The organism is Terasakiella sp. 4MB5A (assembly GCF_050058155.1).
Taxonomy (GTDB): Bacteria; Pseudomonadota; Alphaproteobacteria; order Rhodospirillales; family Terasakiellaceae; genus Terasakiella; species Terasakiella halodenitrificans.
The window spans coordinates 2,628,255-2,648,715 of sequence record NZ_CP188815.1; the positions used below are offsets into that span (position 1 = coordinate 2,628,255).

21 protein-coding genes and 1 pseudogene are annotated in these 20,461 nt (G+C 44.5%); 11 read left to right on the forward strand and 11 right to left on the reverse strand.

All coding sequences use genetic code 11. The annotated features are described in order from the left end of the window. Positions 1-52 precede the first annotated feature (52 nt). A complete protein-coding gene (locus ACI0FF_RS12255; protein WP_419797107.1) occupies positions 53-757 on the forward strand; it encodes a hypothetical protein in 705 nt (234 codons plus the stop codon). 113 nt (positions 758-870) lie between these two features. Here the strand turns inward: ACI0FF_RS12255 and ACI0FF_RS12260 are convergent, their stop codons facing one another. Together ACI0FF_RS12260 and ACI0FF_RS12265 are read right to left on the reverse strand one after the other, a co-directional pair. After that, entirely contained in the window at positions 871-1,707 is an 837-nt protein-coding gene (locus ACI0FF_RS12260) for a hypothetical protein (protein ID WP_419797108.1), read from the reverse strand. Positions 1,708-1,791: 84 nt separating this feature from the next. Beyond that, positions 1,792-2,570: pseudogene (locus ACI0FF_RS12265) on the reverse strand (IS5 family transposase). A gap of 266 nt (positions 2,571-2,836) precedes the next feature. Between ACI0FF_RS12265 and ACI0FF_RS12270 the strand changes: the two are divergent. Beyond that, a complete protein-coding gene (locus ACI0FF_RS12270) occupies positions 2,837-3,037 on the forward strand; it encodes a hypothetical protein (protein WP_419797109.1) in 201 nt (66 codons plus the stop codon). Here the strand turns inward: ACI0FF_RS12270 and ACI0FF_RS12275 are convergent. From ACI0FF_RS12275 to asnB, 4 genes are all read right to left on the reverse strand, one after another. Continuing rightward, complete coding sequence (locus ACI0FF_RS12275) at positions 3,032-3,541, reverse strand: adenylate kinase (RefSeq protein ID WP_419797110.1); 510 nt, start codon at positions 3,539-3,541, stop codon at positions 3,032-3,034. The genes ACI0FF_RS12270 and ACI0FF_RS12275 overlap by 6 nt on opposite strands. A gap of 290 nt (positions 3,542-3,831) precedes the next feature. Further along, positions 3,832-5,313, reverse strand: a complete 1,482-nt coding sequence (locus ACI0FF_RS12280; protein WP_419797111.1) for a lipopolysaccharide biosynthesis protein — start codon at positions 5,311-5,313, stop codon at positions 3,832-3,834. Between the two features lie 96 nt (positions 5,314-5,409). Further along, positions 5,410-6,231, reverse strand: coding sequence for a class I SAM-dependent methyltransferase (locus tag ACI0FF_RS12285; protein WP_419797112.1), 822 nt, complete (start codon positions 6,229-6,231; stop codon positions 5,410-5,412). A gap of 4 nt (positions 6,232-6,235) precedes the next feature. Beyond that, positions 6,236-8,182, reverse strand: a complete 1,947-nt coding sequence (gene asnB / locus ACI0FF_RS12290) for an asparagine synthase (glutamine-hydrolyzing) (RefSeq protein ID WP_419797113.1) — start codon at positions 8,180-8,182, stop codon at positions 6,236-6,238. 257 nt (positions 8,183-8,439) lie between these two features. Between asnB and ACI0FF_RS12295 the strand changes: the two genes are divergently transcribed. The 4 genes from ACI0FF_RS12295 (at position 8,440) to ACI0FF_RS12310 (ending at position 12,913) form a co-directional block, all read left to right on the forward strand. Beyond that, the gene (locus tag ACI0FF_RS12295) at positions 8,440-9,432 is read left to right on the forward strand and encodes an NAD-dependent epimerase/dehydratase family protein (RefSeq protein ID WP_419797114.1); all 993 of its coding nucleotides are present in this window, start codon (positions 8,440-8,442) and stop codon (positions 9,430-9,432) included. 119 nt (positions 9,433-9,551) lie between these two features. Beyond that, the gene (locus ACI0FF_RS12300) at positions 9,552-10,634 is read left to right on the forward strand and encodes an NAD-dependent epimerase/dehydratase family protein (protein WP_419797115.1); all 1,083 of its coding nucleotides are present in this window, start codon (positions 9,552-9,554) and stop codon (positions 10,632-10,634) included. Positions 10,635-10,647: 13 nt separating this feature from the next. Further along, the gene (wecB, locus tag ACI0FF_RS12305; RefSeq protein WP_419797116.1) at positions 10,648-11,694 is read left to right on the forward strand and encodes a non-hydrolyzing UDP-N-acetylglucosamine 2-epimerase; all 1,047 of its coding nucleotides are present in this window, start codon (positions 10,648-10,650) and stop codon (positions 11,692-11,694) included. A 4-nt stretch (positions 11,695-11,698) separates the two neighbouring features. Then, the gene (locus ACI0FF_RS12310) at positions 11,699-12,913 is read left to right on the forward strand and encodes a glycosyltransferase family protein (RefSeq protein WP_419797117.1); all 1,215 of its coding nucleotides are present in this window, start codon (positions 11,699-11,701) and stop codon (positions 12,911-12,913) included. A gap of 18 nt (positions 12,914-12,931) precedes the next feature. Here the strand turns inward: ACI0FF_RS12310 and ACI0FF_RS12315 are convergent, their stop codons facing one another. From ACI0FF_RS12315 to ACI0FF_RS12325, 3 genes are read right to left on the reverse strand one after another with little or no spacing between them, the layout of a single operon-like run. After that, a complete protein-coding gene (locus ACI0FF_RS12315; RefSeq protein WP_419797118.1) occupies positions 12,932-14,056 on the reverse strand; it encodes a DegT/DnrJ/EryC1/StrS family aminotransferase in 1,125 nt (374 codons plus the stop codon). A gap of 2 nt (positions 14,057-14,058) precedes the next feature. After that, positions 14,059-14,640 (reverse strand): acyltransferase, encoded by a 582-nt coding sequence (locus ACI0FF_RS12320; RefSeq protein ID WP_419797119.1) that lies wholly within the window; start codon positions 14,638-14,640, stop codon positions 14,059-14,061. Further along, entirely contained in the window at positions 14,640-15,599 is a 960-nt protein-coding gene (locus ACI0FF_RS12325; protein WP_419797120.1) for a Gfo/Idh/MocA family oxidoreductase, read from the reverse strand. The genes ACI0FF_RS12320 and ACI0FF_RS12325 overlap by 1 nt, the downstream gene beginning before the upstream one ends. A gap of 241 nt (positions 15,600-15,840) precedes the next feature. On the opposite strand from ACI0FF_RS12325, the gene ACI0FF_RS12330 reads away from it, so the two are divergent. The 3 genes from ACI0FF_RS12330 to ACI0FF_RS12340 all read left to right on the forward strand — a co-directional run bounded on the left by ACI0FF_RS12330 (position 15,841) and on the right by ACI0FF_RS12340 (position 18,490). Further along, positions 15,841-16,779, forward strand: a complete 939-nt coding sequence (locus ACI0FF_RS12330) for an NAD-dependent epimerase/dehydratase family protein (RefSeq protein WP_419797121.1) — start codon at positions 15,841-15,843, stop codon at positions 16,777-16,779. 15 nt (positions 16,780-16,794) lie between these two features. Further along, the gene (locus ACI0FF_RS12335; protein WP_419797122.1) at positions 16,795-17,736 is read left to right on the forward strand and encodes an NAD-dependent epimerase/dehydratase family protein; all 942 of its coding nucleotides are present in this window, start codon (positions 16,795-16,797) and stop codon (positions 17,734-17,736) included. Between the two features lie 133 nt (positions 17,737-17,869). Continuing rightward, complete coding sequence (locus tag ACI0FF_RS12340) at positions 17,870-18,490, forward strand: LysE family translocator (RefSeq protein WP_419797123.1); 621 nt, start codon at positions 17,870-17,872, stop codon at positions 18,488-18,490. Here ACI0FF_RS12340 and ACI0FF_RS12345 read toward each other — a convergent pair. Further along, positions 18,487-18,807, reverse strand: coding sequence for a hypothetical protein (locus ACI0FF_RS12345; RefSeq protein WP_419797124.1), 321 nt, complete (start codon positions 18,805-18,807; stop codon positions 18,487-18,489). The genes ACI0FF_RS12340 and ACI0FF_RS12345 overlap by 4 nt on opposite strands. Before the next feature lie 152 nt (positions 18,808-18,959). Here ACI0FF_RS12345 and ACI0FF_RS12350 point away from each other — a divergent pair, with 152 nt between their 5' ends. Further along, a complete protein-coding gene (locus ACI0FF_RS12350) occupies positions 18,960-19,502 on the forward strand; it encodes a YaeQ family protein (protein ID WP_419797125.1) in 543 nt (180 codons plus the stop codon). A gap of 147 nt (positions 19,503-19,649) precedes the next feature. Next, positions 19,650-20,201 carry a LysE family translocator gene (locus ACI0FF_RS12355; protein ID WP_419797126.1) on the forward strand — a complete coding sequence of 184 codons (552 nt, stop codon included), beginning with the start codon at positions 19,650-19,652 and terminating at the stop codon, positions 20,199-20,201. A gap of 4 nt (positions 20,202-20,205) precedes the next feature. Here ACI0FF_RS12355 and ACI0FF_RS12360 read toward each other — a convergent pair whose 3' ends face one another. After that, the gene (locus ACI0FF_RS12360) at positions 20,206-20,385 is read right to left on the reverse strand and encodes a hypothetical protein (protein ID WP_419797127.1); all 180 of its coding nucleotides are present in this window, start codon (positions 20,383-20,385) and stop codon (positions 20,206-20,208) included. Between the last annotated feature and the right edge of the window lie 76 nt (positions 20,386-20,461).

Consider the following 20,461-nt stretch of genomic DNA (forward strand, 5'->3'; position numbering starts at 1 on the left):
ATATTTTATCATTATTTATCAATATGATATATAATAAACCGAAATACCAAATATGAATTTGGATTTTCCAATCGTTAATCTTTCAGAGATTACCGACGCTTCACGAGAGCATACGGATACAGAAAAGCCGTTTCCATTTGGAAACGGCTTTTTGTTTTTCATATATTCTATGTTAGATTATCAAATAAATTCATATGCAATCAAAGAATACAAACCAATGAAGTTTATACTAGCTTTCCTTCTTTTATTTTTTTCGCCCTCACTCTCATCAGCAAGTGATTATGATTTTCTTGAACCCAAGGTTCCTCCAGCAACCCCACCTTTTCCTAAAGTGCTTGCAATTGAAGAAAACTATATGGGTGGGTATATTTTTTTGAAAGAGATACAAAAGCATCTCAATAAAATCGGTATAAAGATTACCGACATACCTCTTGAGTATTTTAAGAAAGAATATAATGGGAATATCAGAAAAATTCTCCAAAAATATAAATCACGAATTGTATTTCACTACTTAAACCTCAACGAAGAATATGTCGTTTACTTCTATTATTTCAATGAAAACAGAAAGAGAGTGATTGGTCAGAAATTAGGGTTTAATATTAACAATAGCAATTGGCATTCAAGCATCATATGCGAATATATCCGTATATATAATGAAGTTCATTCGATGGATGTAAGCGACCAATTTGAGTCGAAGCACCTTAATAGTTGTAGCAAATCCCTAGCACTGAGTTCTCATATGAAGATAATAAACTGAATATAAGACTTTTGATTAAATTCCATTATTTCAAGCGTCAATCACTTACGCTTCCGAGATATAGGGACATGAGAATTCTGCTACCAAATCGTAGCACTTTTTGCATACGAAGCTCATTCCATATCATTATAAACAAATGAAATAACACGCCCTTTAGTATCAAAACCTATTGAAGAAAGTGAAACTGCGTCTTCCTTTGTGAATGATCTTTTCAGGTAACCTGTTAGCTTTTCACCATCTGAACAATTTGCGAACCAGATGTTTTCTGTAGGGTGATTGGGGATATGTTTTACGTTCCCCTGACAAAACATATTTCTATTAAAAACTAAGAAAGTAATTTTCCTTAGCCCTATATGTCCAACAACTTGATTTGTTATACCTTCCCACTCTCCAAAAAACTGTGAACTATCGAAACGATCACTGGGATTCTCTGCGAAAGAAAGTAAAATTCCTCTTCCCAAATTATCCAAGCCCTTAACAAAGCCAGTATTTGGCGTAACCCTAAAAAACTGACCTTGGAGATTCAAATCGCTATTACATTTAACTTGCCAAGTCCCCTGAGGTTTAGGAACTTTGACTACACTCCGGCTATTCCATTTACTTTCCCCCTTACAAACAAGATCACTTTCAGTGTCCGTAAAAGAAATTTTCGCTTCTTCCCCCTCAAAAGGAAAATAGAGCATCCCAAAGACTTTTTCTGTAACACCAGCCCAAGTTCCCTTAAGTTGAAAGTCCTTCCAGATAATAAAAGGGCGTTCCTTTGCCTTTATTCCCTCAATTATCTGAAATTGTTCTGCAGAAATAGACCTATCTCCAAACTCACAAGATACGTTTAGTTTTTTATATACATGCGATTTGTTGACACAATACGAATACTGCAGTGAAGAAGATTTTGTCTGACACGCCGTTAACGACAAAATAATAAGAAAAGACAGGAGAACTTTAAGCATGTTGTTTACAACCAAGGAAGAAAAAACTACTTTTAGTACTATTTTTGTAGAATTAAAAACACAAAGAAGTCAATGACGCTTTACTTAGGTCCTGTTGACAAAGTATTTTACCCATACCCGAATTGATGTGACCTGCACGAAGCCAAGGAAACTGAGCATCGTCTTGTCATACCGAGTTGCAACCCGGCGAGCATTTTTGAGTTTGTTGAAGCAGCGTTCAACCTGATTTCTCAAGCCATATACGAAATCATCAACGGGAGTGATTTCCTTTCGGTTTTTCCGCATTGGGATCATGGCGTATCCACCGCGTTTCTCCATATCGTCCCGAATGGAGTTTGCATCGTAGCCTTTGTCTGCCAATAGAACCTTGGCATCTGGACCACCCCATTCCATCAATGGAGCATACCCTTTGTAATCTGATGTTTGGCCTTCGCTGATTTCCAGAGCTATTGGCAAGCCTTCGGCATTTGTTCGAAGGTGTATTTTGGACGTAAAGCCACCTTTTGAACGGCCGAGACCCTCTTTTTGAGTCCCCCTTTTGCCCCAGCAGCCTGATGATGGGCTCTGATGATTGTGCTATCTATCATTTGCACTGTATCTGGAACGGCTTTGGCATCGTTCAAGGCATCCAGTAGAACATCCCAAACGCCGAGCAATGTCCAGCGGCGGAATTGACGATAAACAGAGGACCATTTACCGAAGTAATTGGGGAGGTCACGCCAAGGTGCTCCTGTCCGGGCAATCCAAAAAATACCATCAAGAGTGAGGCGGTGATTTGAGGGAGGACGGCCAGATTTTGGCCCTTGGGCATGAAGGAATGGCTCGAAGAATAACCATTCATCGTCGCTCATCAAATTCCGCATAGACTTCTCCTCATAAAAAGAAGTCTTGAATCACATTCTAAGCAATTTGTGAACCCACTTTGTCAACAGGACCTAAGCAATTTGTGAACCCACTTTGTCAACAGGACCTAGAAAGCAATATAATTGATCCGTAGTAGACTTTCTCAAATTTCATCACTTAAAAAAACAGCTATTAACTTAAGCTTCCATTTAGAAACATCTTTTTTTGTGTATAACTAAGTGACTTTCACGAATGTGTCTCTTCATCTTCTTAAGGAATTTTCTATATGGATTGGCTTGCAATCGTCCCTGTTTTCGTTATTGGAATGTTCCTGTTGATCACGTGGAACGCCTTATCCCCCATTCGTTTCATCCAGCAACAACGCGCGGAGCGCGAAAAACGCTTGAAAGAATGGCAGGAACTCAAGGCAAGTGAAGCTGAGGAAGAAGCGTCCCTTTCGAAACAGTCCGACAACAATCCCCTATAGCGCCTGAAGGAACGCTTTAATCATTTTGGCGCTTCGCAAATGGAACACCTGTTTTGTATTTTGAGTTTCATCCATCAACTGCCTGTAACGAGGCGTCAGTTTTTGATGACACAGCCATAACACGCGATAGCTGTTCAATGAGCTTTTCCAGATCGGGCTATTTTCGGGCCAACCTTCGGGGTTCATAAACGCCCCCTTCAACAGGCGTTTTGTCACCCACATACCATGAATGAAAAGAGGCAGGTCAAGATAGATTAATGTATCTGCCGCCGCAAAACGTTCCCATGCAGACGGGACGCAGCCAAAACCATCAATGATCCATTCATCCTGTTTCAATATCTCACGATGAATATCCAGATAATCTTCATGCGGGACTTCTGCACCACCGGGGCGATATTTTATTTTATCAAGCGAGTGTAACGGCAATCCGGTGGCTGCGGCCAAATGCTTTGCCAATGTGGACTTCCCGCCACCTGCATTGCCAAATATTGCGACTTTCTTCATTTTCTCTCCTAAGGCATAAATTGTTCCCCCAGAAGCAGACAATAAAAAACCGCCTCTAGGGCGGATCTTGTAATTCTGACACAACGAAAACCCACCATTCCTATGGAATGATGCGAATAATTTCGAAAAATTGCTGTGTCATATATGTTTTCATAAGCCGATTGTGTGCGACGATCTAATAATTGTCAAGCTCCCCTCATCCCATATTACAGAACTATATTCACCTACCGAGAAGGGATAATGGCCGTCTTTTTAAAATCAAACACTAAAATCATCGCACCATTTAAGTGTTAAACCTTTGTTTCAGGGGCTGTCTGCTGTTTTCTGCGTATATATTGTTTAATAAGGAGTTTATTTTCATTATTAAGAATGAAAAACCAAAAAAGCAGAGCCAAGACAACAAAGCAAAGTATGCCAAACCCAAAGCTTGCCCATATACCATTATTCTGCTCGAATAAACGATAGGATTGGATGGCTATTCCTGTAAAAACAAAAGAAACAGCAAGCCTTCTCCAGTCATAGGCGCATACATTTTCTTGCTGACTTGCGTTATATGCGATTTGTATCAGGATTAAAAATATCCCGCCCGCAATTGACCCATATGCGGCTCCTTCCGGGCCAAATATGGGGACGAAAAACCAACTGCTTAAACTTATGCAAACTGCGCCTAAACCTTGGAAAAGAGAAATAAGATAGACGCGTTTATTAAAATAAAGCACCGGTTGGAGGACAATCCAAAAGGCAAACAAGGCTTGTGCTAAAGCAATTAAGCCGACGACACGGTACGCATCAAAAAATTCTGGTTCCATTAATAAATAAACGGTAGGCCGTGCAAAAATAAAGGCTAAGAGAACCAGCCCTCCTAATGTGCAAAGGTAAAAAACCGCAATTTGAGAAAACTTTTCCGTCGCTTGATTTTGTTGCTTTTGAAAAGATTGAAAATAGGGAACCCATGCGGTTCCAAAGGCACTGACAAATAAATTCATTACCATGCCTAGACTGAAACCAAGGCTGTAAAGGCCTAACGCTTCCAGGTTTGATAACTCTTTCAGAAAGTAATGCCCGCTATATTGCATAAAGTATGTCAGGCTTACACTGGGCCACAACGGCAAGCTAAAGCGGATGATCTGAAGAATGAAAGGGAAAGTCCCCAAGGATATTGTTCGCGTTTTTCCTAAAATAAAGGCCGCAAGAATGAGTTGACCAGCACCATTTACCAATTGCCCGACACACCACCCTAAAACTCCGAAGTCAAAGTAGGCGATTAAAATCAACATAATCGGGACACCGATTATCGGAAGCGCAACGGCAACGAAAAAATAGGAAATAGCCTGTTTATCGAACTGAAGCCTTAAGAGCATCGGTTCAGATATAAGCTGAAGTGCAACAGCAATGGATTGCAGAATAATTAAATGATGAAAATCAGAATTATCCAGAAAACGTTCGGCCAATGAAGTGGCAAATTGCGTAGACAGAAGAACCAATAAAACACCACCACATGCGGCAAAAGTTACGGCAGATCCAATGACTTTTGCACGTTGTTCGGGGGTGTCTTTATCGAAATAAACAATGCCGAGAGATGAAAAAATCCCTAACCCGAAGATTGTTCTTAGAACAACACCGATCACTGTTAAAGAGGCAATGCGCCCAAAATCTTCTGCAATTAAAAAAGACGAAAGAACAGGCAGGGCCAACAACCATAATAAGCGATTAACACCAATTCCTAATCCAAAGATAAAGACTTGGGACATAAAGGAATATGATTTTGACATTGAAAGTCTTTCTCAGGCGCAACTTATGAAGATAACTGTTTATCGATGATGGGGGATTCAAATTTATTGTCAATCGTTCTCATAAGCAAGTGATGCTCAGTCAGGTTTGCGCGCATCAATATAAAGGTTCCACCCCATGAGGCGGGCAAAAATATTGTTGTTACAGCTTGGCAATAGGGGCGTCAGGATTTTCGCCAGTGGCGGGATCAACAGTAATTGTTTCCACGAAAGCTGATTGAGACGAAATTTATGATTTTCAAAAGCGGATAAAAGCTCTTGCGCTTCCTTTTTAGAATAAACCAGCGCAAGCGGGCAATCGTCCCCGTCATTCATGTTCAGGGCTTCTTGTTGGCTTTTCCCCCGATAATTTGGATGGAAGAGACGTTTCAGCCTCATAATGACAACTGTTTTCCAGCTATAACGATAATAAAGCATCAAGATGATTTGGCCGCCGGGTTTTAAGACGCGGTAGATTTCTTTGATCATCGGTCGCGGATCTTCAATGTGGTGCAAAACCCCCATTGAACATACAATATCAAAGTGATTGTCAGGAAACGGCAATGTGTCGCCGTCCGTCGTCTGAAAATGTCCGTCAAGTCCGGATAATTCAAAACGTTTGCGAGACAAGTTAACGGCGGTATCGGTAATGTCTACGCCTTCAACCGTTGCGCCGTGCATGGCATAACGTGATAAAACATAACCATTGCCACAACCGATATCCAAAACAGTTTTGCCGGATGAACGGGTGTATCCATGAATTAAATCTGAATAAGCATAGGGTTCACAGTCATCCGCTTCACGAATAGTGTCAAAACGTGCGTAAAACTCCGGTGTGCCCGGTTCAAATTCAATACCTTCGGCAGCAACCGGGTTTTCGTTCCAGAATTCACTGACTTTTTTATTAGAAACTTTTGACATATCGTTATTCACTTAAAAGTTTTCGGTAGCTATCCGCTTTGTCGTGGAATTGTTGATACCATAATTCCAAGCTAAACAGGCCCCACGTTTTACGGGAAAATTGCCCTACATTATCAAAATTTTTCAGGACCGCATCATAGTTAATAAAATCACGGTTTGTTGCTTTATGGCTTCTGAAAATATCCTGAACCATATCATGCAAATCACCGGCAAACCATTCCCGTAAAGGCACGGGGAAACCCATCTTATCGCGACGTTCCAGCAGGCTTGTCGGCAGAACATCTTTATAAGTTTGTTTGAGCATATGTTTCATATTACCCTTTTCAAACTTAACATCTGCCGGGACCGAGGCTGCAAATTCGATCAGGGGATGATCCAGGAAGGGGACGCGGCTTTCCAGCCCGTGCGCCATGCTCATTCGATCTTCAACATGCAAAAGAGCCGGCAGGAGGCATTTAAAATCGAAATGCGTCATACTGTCAAAGTAGGCTTCTTTGCGCACGTTGCGTGTGTTGTTAAAAATGGATTGGAAGCTTTCGAATACCTTTGCAATATTCAGGTTTTCCCATTCCACTTCATCGACCATATCGTTGGATCTATTGACTAAACGGAAATAGCGCTCGTCAATATTATCGAATAAACCTTCGCGGAAGAATTCTTTAATCAAAGGCTTATACTCACGCAGAACACCCAGGTTAGGAATGATGGATTCCGGTGTTACAACGAAATTGCCGTTTTTATATGTGCCATCAATCGCAGCCTTAATGCATTGTTCGAAATAAGCAACAACATAGCGGGCATAACCGCCAAAAATTTCATCCCCACCCTGTCCACCAAGAACGACCTTCACATGCTCGCTCGCGAGTTTTGAGACCATATACTGCGGAAAGGCACCGGGTCCTGCAATGGGGACATCAAGATGATAAATAACATTTTCCACGTTATCGCGAAAATCATCGGCCGTGATGTCAATTTGATACAATGTGTTGTCACATTTATCAGCCACATCCTGTGCAAAATGGCTTTCATCATATCCGGGGAATTCCGTGAACTTACCATGAAACGCGAGATTATTCGCCGGATTGAAGTCTTTTGCGAGCAGTGAAATCAGGCTTGAGTCAATACCGCCGGAGAGATAGCTGCCGATGGGGACATCTGCGCGCAAATGAACATCAATTGAATCGGATATGAGTTCACGTAATCTGTTGTTGAAATAGGTTGGGCTATGTTCATAGTCGATTTCATAATAAACGTCCCAATAACGCCATGTGCGAACAACACCGTTTTCCACGACCAAGGCGTGGCCGGGCATCAATTGTTTAACACCTTCAAAAAGTGTCTGTTCACTGATGGTATATTGGAAAGTCAGATATTCTGAAAAAGCATCCGCATTTGTTTTGACTTCCGGTAGGAAGGGGATGAGGGCTTTAATTTCAGAAGCAAAATATAAAGTCCCGTCAACCTCGGCATAATAAAAGGGTTTTATGCCGAAACGGTCACGTGCGCAAAAAAGGCGGTTTTCTTTTTCATCCCACAGGGCAAACGAAAACATGCCGCGGAGTTGATTGACGCTATCTATACCGAATTTATCATAGGCTGCGAGAATACTTTCTGTATCGGAATGGCTGGTGAACGTCCAGTTCTTGCTTAATTTTGTTTGTAATTCACGATAGTTGTAAATTTCGCCGTTAAAGGTCAGCGCTGTCCCATTTTGGGCCAACATCGGTTGCGCACCATGGTTGGTGAGGTCGATAATTGAAAGGCGGCGATGTGCCAAGCCAACAGATTGTGTCTCGTTCAACCAACTGCCTTTTCCATCCGGGCCACGGTGATGGATCAGTTTGCTCATAACGTCCAGTCGCCGATTTAAGCCTTGGATAGGTTCGTTATTTAGGTTGATCGCTCCAGCAATGCCGCACACAATATCATTCCTTGCTGCTTGGTTTGTCACTGTTTGATAGTATTCGCCAGCCTGCAGGGATCGGCATTGCGAAAACAATACATAATTGACTGTGTTATAGTTACATTTATGAGAACATGCAATTCATTCTATAAGCGGGGCGAAGAAATCAAAAGCAGAACAAATTATAACAATTTCGTCATTTGCTCAGCTCCAAAATCACTTTTTATTTTTTATTGATTTGTTTATGGTCGCACCGTTCAAGCGGTATTAGAGAACGACCTCAAGATAACGAAAGGTACATCATCATGGATGTTCGCGGTAAAAAAATTGTGTCCATTGGCGGGGCGGGCCTAATTGGCTCTCATGCAATGGAAGAGTTGTTGAAAGAGGACATCAAGGAACTCGTTATCTATGATAACTTCTCTCGTGGCTCGCTTGAAAATTTAGAAAATGTTTTGAAGGATGATCGGGTCACAATTTTTGAGGCAGGCGGCGACATCACCCAACCAGATTTGTTATCTGCAGCCTTGCAAGGCGCAGATGGTGTTTTTCAATTTGCAGCTTTGTGGCTTTTGCAATGTCATGAATTTCCGCGCTCTGCCTTTCGTGTAAATGTCGAAGGCATGTTCAATATATTGGAGGCATGCTGTCAGAATAATATCGACCGTTTGGTTTGGTCCTCCTCAGCATCTGTATATGGCGATGCCGTCGAAGATCCGATGACAGAAGACCACCCCTTTCATAACAAAAACTTTTACGGCGCGACCAAAATCTGTGGGGAAGCAATGGCAACGGCCTTTTCTAACCGTTATGGTTTGAACCAAGTCGGTTTGCGTTACATGAATGTTTATGGACCGCGCCAAGATTATCATGGTGCCTATATTGCGGTTATCATGAAAATGCTGGACGCCATTGATCAAGGTGAAAGCCCAACAATTTTTGGCGATGGTTCAGAGGCATTTGATTTTGTTTTTGTCGGAGATTGCGGGCGAGCAAACATTTGCGCAATGAAGGCCGACACCTCAGACCGTTACTATAATGTGGGCACAGGTGTTCGTACATCCTTGAAAGAACTGGCAGAAAAACTTGTTGAACTAACAGGGTGCACACAGCCTATTCAATATCAAGAACGTTCACAGGCAACATTGGTTACCAACCGTGTCGGATGCCCCAAAAGAGCCGCAGATGAAATTGGCTTTGAAGCGCAGACGGGTTTGGATGAAGGACTTGCACAATTAATCGAATGGCGCACAAAACATAAAGCGACCGTCGCATCACGTCGCAAGGCTGCGGGCTGAAATATTTTCCGGTCCCCACAACAACCATTGGCACAGATACAGAAAAGCTGTAAAAGTCGTTGTCATTACAAAAACACACAAGTGTCCTATTCTATTGCGTGAAATAATTGGATTTTATTATGACTATCGAGAACAATTTTTCTGAATTTTCCGGTAAAAAATTATTAGTTGTCGGCGGGGCTGGTTTTGTTGGTTCCAACCTTGTTCTAAAATTACTGGAACAATATCCAAAAGAAGTCATGATCGTTGACAACTTGCTGTCATCTGACATTTCAAATGTCCCGACCGATGCGCGCGTGACCTTCGTTTACGGTTCCATTACCGACGATGCCATTTTAGAAGGCTTGCCACATGATCTGGATTACGTCTGGCACCTGTCCTGTTATCATGGCAACCAATCCTCTATTCACGACCCACTGGCGGATCATGAAAACAATACGCTGACAACCTTAAAGCTTTTTGATCGTTTGAAAGACATAAAGTCGATTAAGAAAGTCGTTTACGCTGCCGCCGGATGTGCCGTTGCGGAAAAAACATATGATGAAGCCCGCGCAACTGCCGAAGATGCCCCTGTTTCCTTGGTCCATGACAGTCCCTATTCCATCTCCAAACTGGTTGGGGAATTGTATGGCAACTATTACCACCTGCAACACGGCCTGCCTTTTGTGAAAGCCCGTTTCCAAAATGTCTTTGGCCCGCGTGAAATGCTGGGGGCTGGGCGATGGCGTGGCACACGCCATACCGTTTGGCGCAATGTGACCCCGACGTTTGTCTGGAAATCCTTAAATAACGAAGCCTTGGGACTTGATAATGGCGGTCAGGTCAGCCGCGACTTTATTTTTGTCGAAGATATGGCACGCGGATTGATGTGCTGTGCGAAAAACGGGGATGCGGGCGAGATTTACAATCTGGCTTCCGGTGTGGAAACCACGATTAAAGAACTGGCAGAAACCATTAACGACATCACCGGCAACACAACCGAAATGATCATTCAACCGCCCCGCCCGTGGGATCGTTCCGGCTGTCGTTTTGGATCTACTGAAAAATCCAAAAACACCATCGGTTTTGTCGCCCAGGTTTCTTTGCGCGAAGGTTTGGAAAAAACCATTGCCTGGACAAAAGAAAACCGTGCCAACATTGAACGCTGCATGACACAACATGATTACTTCATGGAACGTTTAAACAACGACGGCCCGCGCTAAGGACGCCGAAACTATGAGCAAAAAAATCCTCACCATCGTCGGTGCACGTCCGCAATTTATTAAGGCCGCCGCCGTCAGTCGCGCTTTTCTGGATTTCCCCGATATGACGGAAATCATGGTTCATACGGGGCAACATTTCGATGCGGATATGTCCGACATTTTCTTTGATGAACTGGACATCCCCAAACCGGTACACAGCCTGAACGTCAATGGCGGTGGGCACGGTGAAATGACGGGCCGTATGTTGGAAAAACTCGAACGCGTCATGCTGGATGAAAAACCCGATATGGTTTTGATTTATGGGGATACTAACTCCACCCTTGCCGGTGCCTTGGCTGCGGTTAAATTGCTCATTCCGGTGGCGCATATCGAAGCGGGCTTGCGATCTTTCAATCGTGCGATGCCCGAAGAAATCAACCGCGTTATGGCGGATCATGTCAGCACCTTGCTATTCTGCCCGACACAATCCGCTGTTGACAATCTGAACGCCGAAGGGATTACCAAAGGCGTCTTCAAGGTGGGGGATGTCATGTTCGATGCTACCAACTTTGCCACCCAAAAAGCACAAGAAACTTCTTCCATATTGGAAAAGCTGGGCCTGCGCGAAGATCAATACGCCGTTTCCACGCTCCATCGCGCGGAAAACACAGACACATGCGAAAACCTGACACACGTTCTGGATTGGTTAAAAGATAAGGCAAAGGAATGCCCTGTTGTCCTGCCCCTTCACCCTAGAACACGGGGGGCGGCAGAAAGATTTGGTCTGAACTTTGATGGATTGACCCTGTGTGATCCTGTCGGTTATTTGGATATGGCTAAATTACTCAGTGCCTCCAAAGCGGTTTATACAGATTCAGGCGGCTTACAAAAAGAAGCCTATTTCCACAAAAAACCATGTGTCACCTTGCGCGATGAAACCGAATGGGTGGAAACAATCCAATGTGGTTGGAACCGCTTATGGAAAGTTTGTGATTATAAAGAACGCAAAGATATAGACGAATATGGTGATGGTCGTGCCTCCCATGTCATCTTGAAGGCAATAGAAGATTACTTGGGATAAGAATATGCGTTCATCGGATCTAAACACTGCAATTGTCTATTCTGCCTATGGCAGTCGCGCGTCCTATTACGACGATTGGCTTGATGCCTTCAGCAATGCCCCGTATTTCAAAACCAGATCCTTTAATATCGCCGTCAATGAGCCGAAAAAAGACTTTATTCAGACAATTGCAGAATATGACCTGATTGTCCTTCTGCATTCCGTAAATGCCGATAATTTGATTTACGCACGTGAAATATTGCCTGCATTGCAAAAACGCAAAGGCAAGCTTTTGTCTTTTGTCGGCAATGAAATCAGTTTGCCCGGTGCCCCAATGGTGCCCAAAATTCAATATTTAAAAGATGCCGGTGCTGATTTTATCGCCACACAATTGTTATTGGAAACTGGCGAATATCTGTACAGTGATACCGGGGCCAAAGTATTGGCTGTCCCCCATGCCTTAAACCCCGATGCCTTTAAACCTGTTATTGCGCAAAAAGATCGAACAATCGACGTTGGTATGCGATCCTTTCGATATCCCGCAACATTTATTGGGGATGAAGACCGTAACCGCCTGATTGATTTGTTCGAAGCCAATGCTTTTTCCCCGCCTTTAATCACAGACATCAGTACTTCCAGCCGATTGGATCGTGAAGGATGGGCCGCCTTTTTAAACAGCTGTAAAGCCACAGTCAGCAATGAGGCCGGCGGACATTGGATCGATAAAGACGATACCACGATGAACGCGATTAAAGACTGGATCAAAGCCAAAAGTGGCGGGGCAAGCATGACAATTGCGTCGGAATCTCCTTTGCGTCGCCTTGCCCATAAATTGCCGTGGGGCGTGCGCCAATGGCTGATCAAAATTCTCAGTAAAGGCGTTATTCGCCACGAAGCCTTGATCGGGCAAGATGAAGATTTTATCGAAGTTTATGAACGTTTTTTCAAAGACAAACCCTTCCCGCCAAAAATCAGCGGGAAATGTGTTTCTTCACGTCATTTCGATGCGGTGGGCACACAGACCTGTCAAATTATGATGGAAGGTCGCTATAACGATATCTTTGTTGCAGATGAACATTACATCCCTTTAAAGGAAGACTTGTCTAACGCACAAGAAGCCGTTGATAAGCTTGCAGACGTAACGTTTCGTACACAACTGGCTGAGCGCACATACGAATTTACAATGGCAGAACACACCTACACCAAGCGTATGGATTATATTTATAAAGCCATATCCTAAACGCTATTGGTTTGTGCGTTACAGTGATTTGATCACAGCCTCAATGATCATGTCTTGCGTTTCTTCTTCCAGATAGGGGTGCATCGGAAGACTAATCACCGATTTTGCCAGTTTTTCAGATACCCCGACCCCTTGCTGACAACAAGGATAAGCAGCGTATCCCGTCTGTTGGTTCAACGCGATCGGATAATAGAAAACGGAGGGAACACCTTGTTCCTTTAACGACGTTTGCAATTGATCACGCCCCTCAGACACCAACGTGTACTGCGCCCACGAAGAGGTTGCTTTTTGCATCACACGTGGTGTTTGAATATGGGCATTCAGCTTTTCACTATATCGCTGGGCAATACGATCACGGGCTTTAAGCTCATCTTCAAAAATAGCGAGTTTTTCAATCAAAATGGCGGCCTGTAAGGTATCCAATCGACTGTTTATACCGACACGTACGTTGTCGTATTTATCCCCGCCCTTACCATGAACACGCAGACTCTTAATCACTGCGGCCCGTTCAGGATCATCTGTCATCACCGCGCCACCATCACCGTAGCATCCCAACGGCTTGGCAGGGAAAAAGCTGGTCGTGGTCCATGTTGCAAGTTTACCAACACGCACACCGTTTAGTGAACCACCCAAGCCTTGTGCAGAATCAGCCACAACAATCATATCATTTTCGGCTGCAATAGGATTGATTTGGTCATAATCCGCCGGTTGCCCAAACAAATCGACCGGGATCACGATTTTCGGTGTTAAACCTTGTGCGCGAGCATCCAAAACCGCCTGTTTCAGGCTGTTTGGATCCATATTGAACGTATCCGGCAGAACATCCACAAAAAACGGCGTCGCCCCCAACAAGGGAACGACTTCTGCCGTTGCCACAAATGTCATTGCAGGCACAAAAACCGCATCCCCTGGTCCGACCCCTTCCGCCATTAAAACCAGCTGTAACGCATCGGTTCCATTGGCACAGGACAAAACATGATCAGCTCCGGTAAAATCCGTCAACTTGCTTTCAAATTCGCCAACCTCCGGCCCCATAATAAAGGCCCCGTGATCAATAACCTTGGCAATTGCTGCATCAACTTTATCGCGAATACGATCACGCTGCGCTTTTAGGTCAATAAAGGGAATAGACGGTTGGCTCATCGTTACACTTCCTCAAGGACACCGGGGACTATTTCGCGATATTGCGTCCCTTCTAGTGGACAGATCAAATCTTCCCCCAAACGTGCACCAGCCTTACTCATCCAGCCAATTCGTTTTGCCGGAACACCCGCCATCAAGGCATAAGGGGCGACATCTTTTGAGACAACGGCTCCGGCTGCAATAAAGCAATATTCCCCAAGATCATGACCGCAAACGATCGTTGCATTCGCGCCAATCGTCGCACCACGTTTAACAACAGTTTTGCGATATTCCGATTTGCGTTCAATCTCAGCCCGGGGATTGTTTACATTGGTAAAGACACAGGACGGGCCACAAAACACACCGTCTTCCAACGTGACACCCGCATAAATACTGACGTTATTTTGCACCTTGCATTTATTGCCGATGGTGACATCCGGGCCAACAACGACGTTTTGGCCAAAATTACAGTCTGTACCGATTTTCACACGGCCCAAGATATGGCTAAAATGCCAAATTTTCGTCCCTTCGCCGATTTCACACGGGTCATCGACATAGGAACTTTCATGGATAAAAACCCCGGAGAAACGCGCCTGCTCAGTCATTATTTTAGATAGTCCTGCGTAAAGCTATGTTGCTCACCACCGCTTGGTTTGATATCAGCATTACGGATGGCTGAAACCATTTCAATCGATGGACGGGCATCATCCAGACCAAACCCGTTGCCAGCCAGTATTTGTTGATAGCTCTGTGTATGCAAATCAGTAAAACCGCCTGAAAATTCAATTTCATCACCATCAACGGTAATGGAACGATAAGTCGGCTGTTTCCCTTTAACCTGTTCCGGTAAATCATTGCGGTCAACAGACAGGAACCAACGGACACGCGCACGTTCAAATTCCAGATAGCCTGCCGCCCGATTATCATCTCGTAAATGCACCACGCTTTGTGTGTTTTTGCCGAACAAATGCCCGAGCATATCAAAGAAATGCACCCCAATATTGGTCGCGATGCCGCCTGATTTGCTGACATCCCCTTTCCAGGACGTATGATACCACTGGCCACGGGATGTAATATAGCTGAGGTCCACATCGTGTACCTTGTCAGGTTCGGCATCAATTTTCTGTTTCAACGCAATGATTGCAGGATGCAAACGCAATTGCAGGATTGAATAAACACGTTTGCCTGTTTCACGTTCCATTTCGGCCAAACCGTCAATGTTCCACGGGTTCAGCACCAAAGGTTTTTCGCATATCGCATCGGCACCACACCGCATGGCAAAACGGCTGTGCGCATCGTGTAGATAATTAGGAGAACACACCCCAACATAATCAATCTGGTCCCCCCGGCGATGCAATTTATCGATATGACGATCAAAACGTTCAAATTCCACAAAGAAACGGGCATCCGGGAAATGACTGTCAATAATCCCGACGGAATCGTTAACGTCATAAGCGGTCACAAGATCACCGCCAATCTCTTTAATGGCGCGCATGTGGCGTGGGGCGATATATCCAGCGGCCCCAATTAGGGCGAAGCGAGGCGTTTTCTGTGCAGATGTCATGTGAACCAGCGTGTTTTCGAGTTTGCATAAATCTTAAAAAGCGAGCTGAACCAAGAACTCGCCCAGACAAAATGGAGTAGCGAAATACTATAGATATGACAAGCTTTTTCATCCTTCATCATAACTTATCACTTGGACGCAATAAAAATTTGCCAAACATTAAAGTTACTGTGGACATTTAGAGGCGTTCTTCTATTTTAATGGAAAATTCCCCAATCGGCAAATTTCAAGAGGCAATGACGTGAAAGTTTTCATTACAGGCGGCGCTGGTAACATCGGTTCTACAATCGCAGATTTACTGCTTGCACGCGGTGACCATGTTTTGGTTCTGGACGATTTTTCTACAGGTAAAAAACACCATATCCAAGATCACGAAAACCTGACCTTTGTGGAAGGCTCGATTGTTGATGCAGAATTGCTCAATAAATTAATGACCGATTTCCAACCCGAAGCCGTTGTCCATTGTGCAGCATCTTATAAAGACCCGGACGATTGGGTCACAGACACAATGGTCAACTCTGTTGGTGGTGTAAATGTTATTCAAGCCTGCCAAAAACACAATGTAAAACGCACGATCTACTTCCAGACCGCGCTGTGTTATGGCATTCACCCAACCGAACACCCCATCACATTGAACCATCCGATTAACCCGGATAACAGTTCTTACGCCATTACCAAAACATCCGTTGAAGAAGTCTTGCGCCTCAGCGGTATTGATTACGTCACCTTCCGTCTGGCAAATGTCATCGGCCCGCGCACCGTCAGTGGTCCGTTGCCGATTTTCTATCAGCGCCTCAAAGAAGGCAAACAATGTTTTGCGACAAAAGCACGTCGCGACTTCATCTACACACCCGACCTTGCCAAACTGGTTGTGCGTGCTGTCGATGGTGAAGGCAACGGGATTTATCATTTCTCTTCTGGTTCTGACTGGGCGATCAAGGATTTCTACGACCTTGTTGCTGGCGCGATGAAACTGGACCCGATCCCCGCACCTGAAATCAAAGAATTGGGTGCTGATGATGCGGCCTCCATCTTATTGGATCCCAGCCGTACCTTTGCTGATTTCGGTGAAATTGAATTTACCCCGATGGAACAGGCAATCCACGACATTGTTGCTTACTATGACAAGCACGGTGTGCATGGTGGTTATACACACCTGAAAATCAACAAAGAAGACTAAGGAAAACCAACCACAATGCGCGTTTTAATTACCGGCGGTTCCGGTTGTCTAGGTGCCAATATTGCAGAACGTCTTTTGGCCGCTGGTCATAGCGTTTTATCCATCGACAATTTCGCAACGGGTCAACGCGGTGCTCTGGCTCCGCATGATAACCTGAAAGAAATCGAAGGCACCATTGCCGATCAAGCCTTGGTTGACGATTGTTTCGATACGTTTAAACCGACACATGTTGTACATTCTGCTGCGGCCTATAAAGACCTTGATAATTGGGCCGAAGATGCGGCAACAAACGTTTTGGGCACGATTTATGTCGCCAAAGCCGCCAAGCGTCATAACGTTAAACGGTTTATCAACTTCCAAACCGTTCTCTGTTATGGCCGGACCGAAGTTCGCCCGGTGCCGATTGATCATCCGGTCGCCCCCTTTACCAGCTATGCCATCAGCAAGACCGCCGGTGAACAATATATTGAAATGAGCGAACTGCCCTACGTTTCCCTGCGCCTGTCCAGTGTTTACGGACCGCGTCATTTCAACGGGCCTATTCCGACATTTTACCAGCGGCTATCTGAAGGTAAAAAATGTTTTGTCGTCGATACACAGCGTGATTTCATCGAAATGGAAGACTTCCTCGACCTGTTCGACCGGATCATGCAAGACGATGCCCCGACCGGGACCTATAACGTCTCCAGCGGTTCTGATGTCACAATCAAGGAAATTTTTGATTCAATTGTCGAAAACCTCGGCATTGAACTGGATGAACCCGTTGAAGTCCGTCCGCCCGAAGATGACGATGTTGCACGTATTTTGCTGGACCCAAGCGAAACCGAGAAAGCTTTTGGCTGGAAAGCAACCACAACTTTGAAAGAAGGAATGGTCAAGCAAATCCAGTGGTTCAAGGAAAACGGCGTAGAGCAAACCTATTCTCATTTGAAAATCGGCCAAAAAAATAAAGATTAATTGTCTTAACCATAAAGACAATCCACCCATAAAGGATGCGCCTAATCCAAAAGGGCGCATCCTTTTTTTTATCCTTTTCCCTTACGTTTATTTTCGACTATATTTTCCCTTACACAGACAGTGGAAAATCACGATGACACCGGAAAGCGCCCTCACCTTCTTTCTCGCCATTTTTATTTTTGGTATCACACCGGGTCCCGGTGTCTTTGCCATTCTGGCCCGCGCCATGATTGATGGAAGCCGTGCTTGCTTTATGCTGAGCCTGGGCATGGTTATCAGCGACATTGTATACTTGATTGCCGCCTGTCTTGGCCTCGCTACAATCGCAACACATTGGGGGGAACTTTTCAGCATCATCCGTATTGTGGGCGCGATTTATCTCTTTTACCTTGGATGGAAAATGTGGACCGCACCCGTCAATATTGATGCCGCCCCAACCAAAGGCAGCAAAAAAGGCCATGGATTGAGCTTCTTACAAGGGTTTCTGATTTCAGCTTCAAACCCAAAAGTTATTCTGTTTTACATTGCCTTTCTGCCTACCTTCATGGATTTAAGCACACTTCAGGCCAATGACATCCTTTTGGCATGCATTCTCACCCTCATCGGATTAATGTTGGGTCTGATGTTAATTGCCGGATTTGCATCACGAGCACGCCGTCTTTTTACATCACAGAAAGCCATTAAACGGTTAAATCGTAGCGCAGGTTCCCTGATGATCGGGGCCGGTGCTTTTCTACTAAGTCGCAGTAATTAGGGCTCAATTCTGATCTTTTTATCTTCACCATAAATCCCCTTATTGTCACGCCCGCGTATCAGCACATATGTCAAATCTTTTGGAATATGAATGCCACCTACACTGCGGGTAAAAGGCTGTTCATCGACATGAGGATGTGCCAAAACCCGCACACCTAAAACAGCACCTTCAAGGGATCGAATTTCATATCGATCTGCATAATGGTCCCACCCACTATCATCATGGCGCACAGTGACGGCAAAATTATATGTAGCACTATCGGGAGAAAAACGCATTTCTGCATCAATAATTTCTGGACCACTTGCCGACACAGCCACCGAAAAGAAACTCCCAAACAAGATTATTCCTAATTTCCACATCGCTTTTCCCATCTCCATCTTTCTTATCTTAATTGATGATACAAAAAGATCTTTTGTACAAATCACACTGTCGTGAGTAATATGCCCCCTCAACAAAAAAAGGTCTTCTCATGGCACTTAAAGCCACTATTTTTAAAGCCAGTCTGTCTATTGCCGATATGGATCGGCATTATTACGAAACACATAACCTCACAATTGCACGTCACCCGTCTGAAAATGATGAACGTATGATGTTGCGCTTGCTCGCTTTTGCCCTTTTTGCCGATGAAAGGCTGACCTTCACAAAAGGCCTGTCCACCGATAGCGAACCTGAACTCTGGCAAATCGGCATGGACGGCACCATAGAACACTGGATCGAACTGGGCTTGCCCAGTGAAAAACGCATCCGTCAAGCCTGCAACAAATCCAACCGCGTAACTTTGCTTTGTTACGGCGGACGCACCGTTGACCCCTGGTGGGAAAAAATGAAACATCAAGTCCGACGTTTCGATAACCTTCAGATACTTAATATCCGACCAGAAGACAGTACAGCCTTGGAAAAAATGGCACACCGCACAATGACCATCCACGCCAACATTCAAGATGGCGAGATCGGATTTGGCGATCATGAACAGACCTTCACCATTCGGCTGGAAAACTTACTTGACCGATAGGTCAAAAACACATTTGACCTTTTCTAAAAAACAGGACACAAATATAGCCCTTTTCCTTTTTTAGGTTCTACAGACGTGCTTGACTTAACACTTATCCTTTTGTTTCTGCCAACAGCCTTTTTTATCTCTATCACACCAGGGATGTGTATGACCTTGTCTTTAACCATGGGGTTGACGATTGGATTACGTCGCACGTTCTGGATGATGTGGGGGGAATTGGTTGGTGTTGGCATTGTTGCCATTTCCGCCGCAGTCGGCATTGCCGCCCTTATGCTCGAATTCCCACAAGTCTTCACGGCTTTCAAATGGGTTGGCGGACTTTATCTTGGCTGGCTGGGTGTTCAGATGTGGCGATCACGTGGGAAAATGGCAATTCGACTGGATGATACAGGCACACAGGAAGTTTCCCGTCGCGCCCTTGCCCTGCAAGGTTTTCTCACGGCGATTTCCAACCCAAAAGGTTGGGCATTTTTTGCAACGCTGCTCCCGCCTTTTTTGGATGCAGAAAAGGCAATGGAACCGCAAATCGCCAGCTTGGTTGTTATTCTGCTGTCTGTGGAGTTTCTATGCTTGATTTTATATGCAAGCGGTGGACGTTCCATGCGGCATTTTCTGGAAAAAAGTGGAAATGTCCGCATGATGAACCGCATTGCTGGCACCTTGATGATCGGTGTCGGCTTCTGGCTGGCATTGGGATAACTTTTTAAACGATACGGATTTCCGCCGCTTCGCCATACCCGCCCTGAATAAGCATCATGGCATGGCGGATCATGCCTTCACGTTGGGTTTTTCGAATAAAAAAAGTAAATTTCCCACCATTTTCCACATAAGATACAAAATTGTGGATACCGTATTTCATTAAAAACGTCTGTTCTACGCTCATCTGTCTCATCTCTTTCTCAATTGTTCACGAAAAAGAGTAGCGCGCAATTGTTAGCGAAGTTCTAACAAAAAATGAA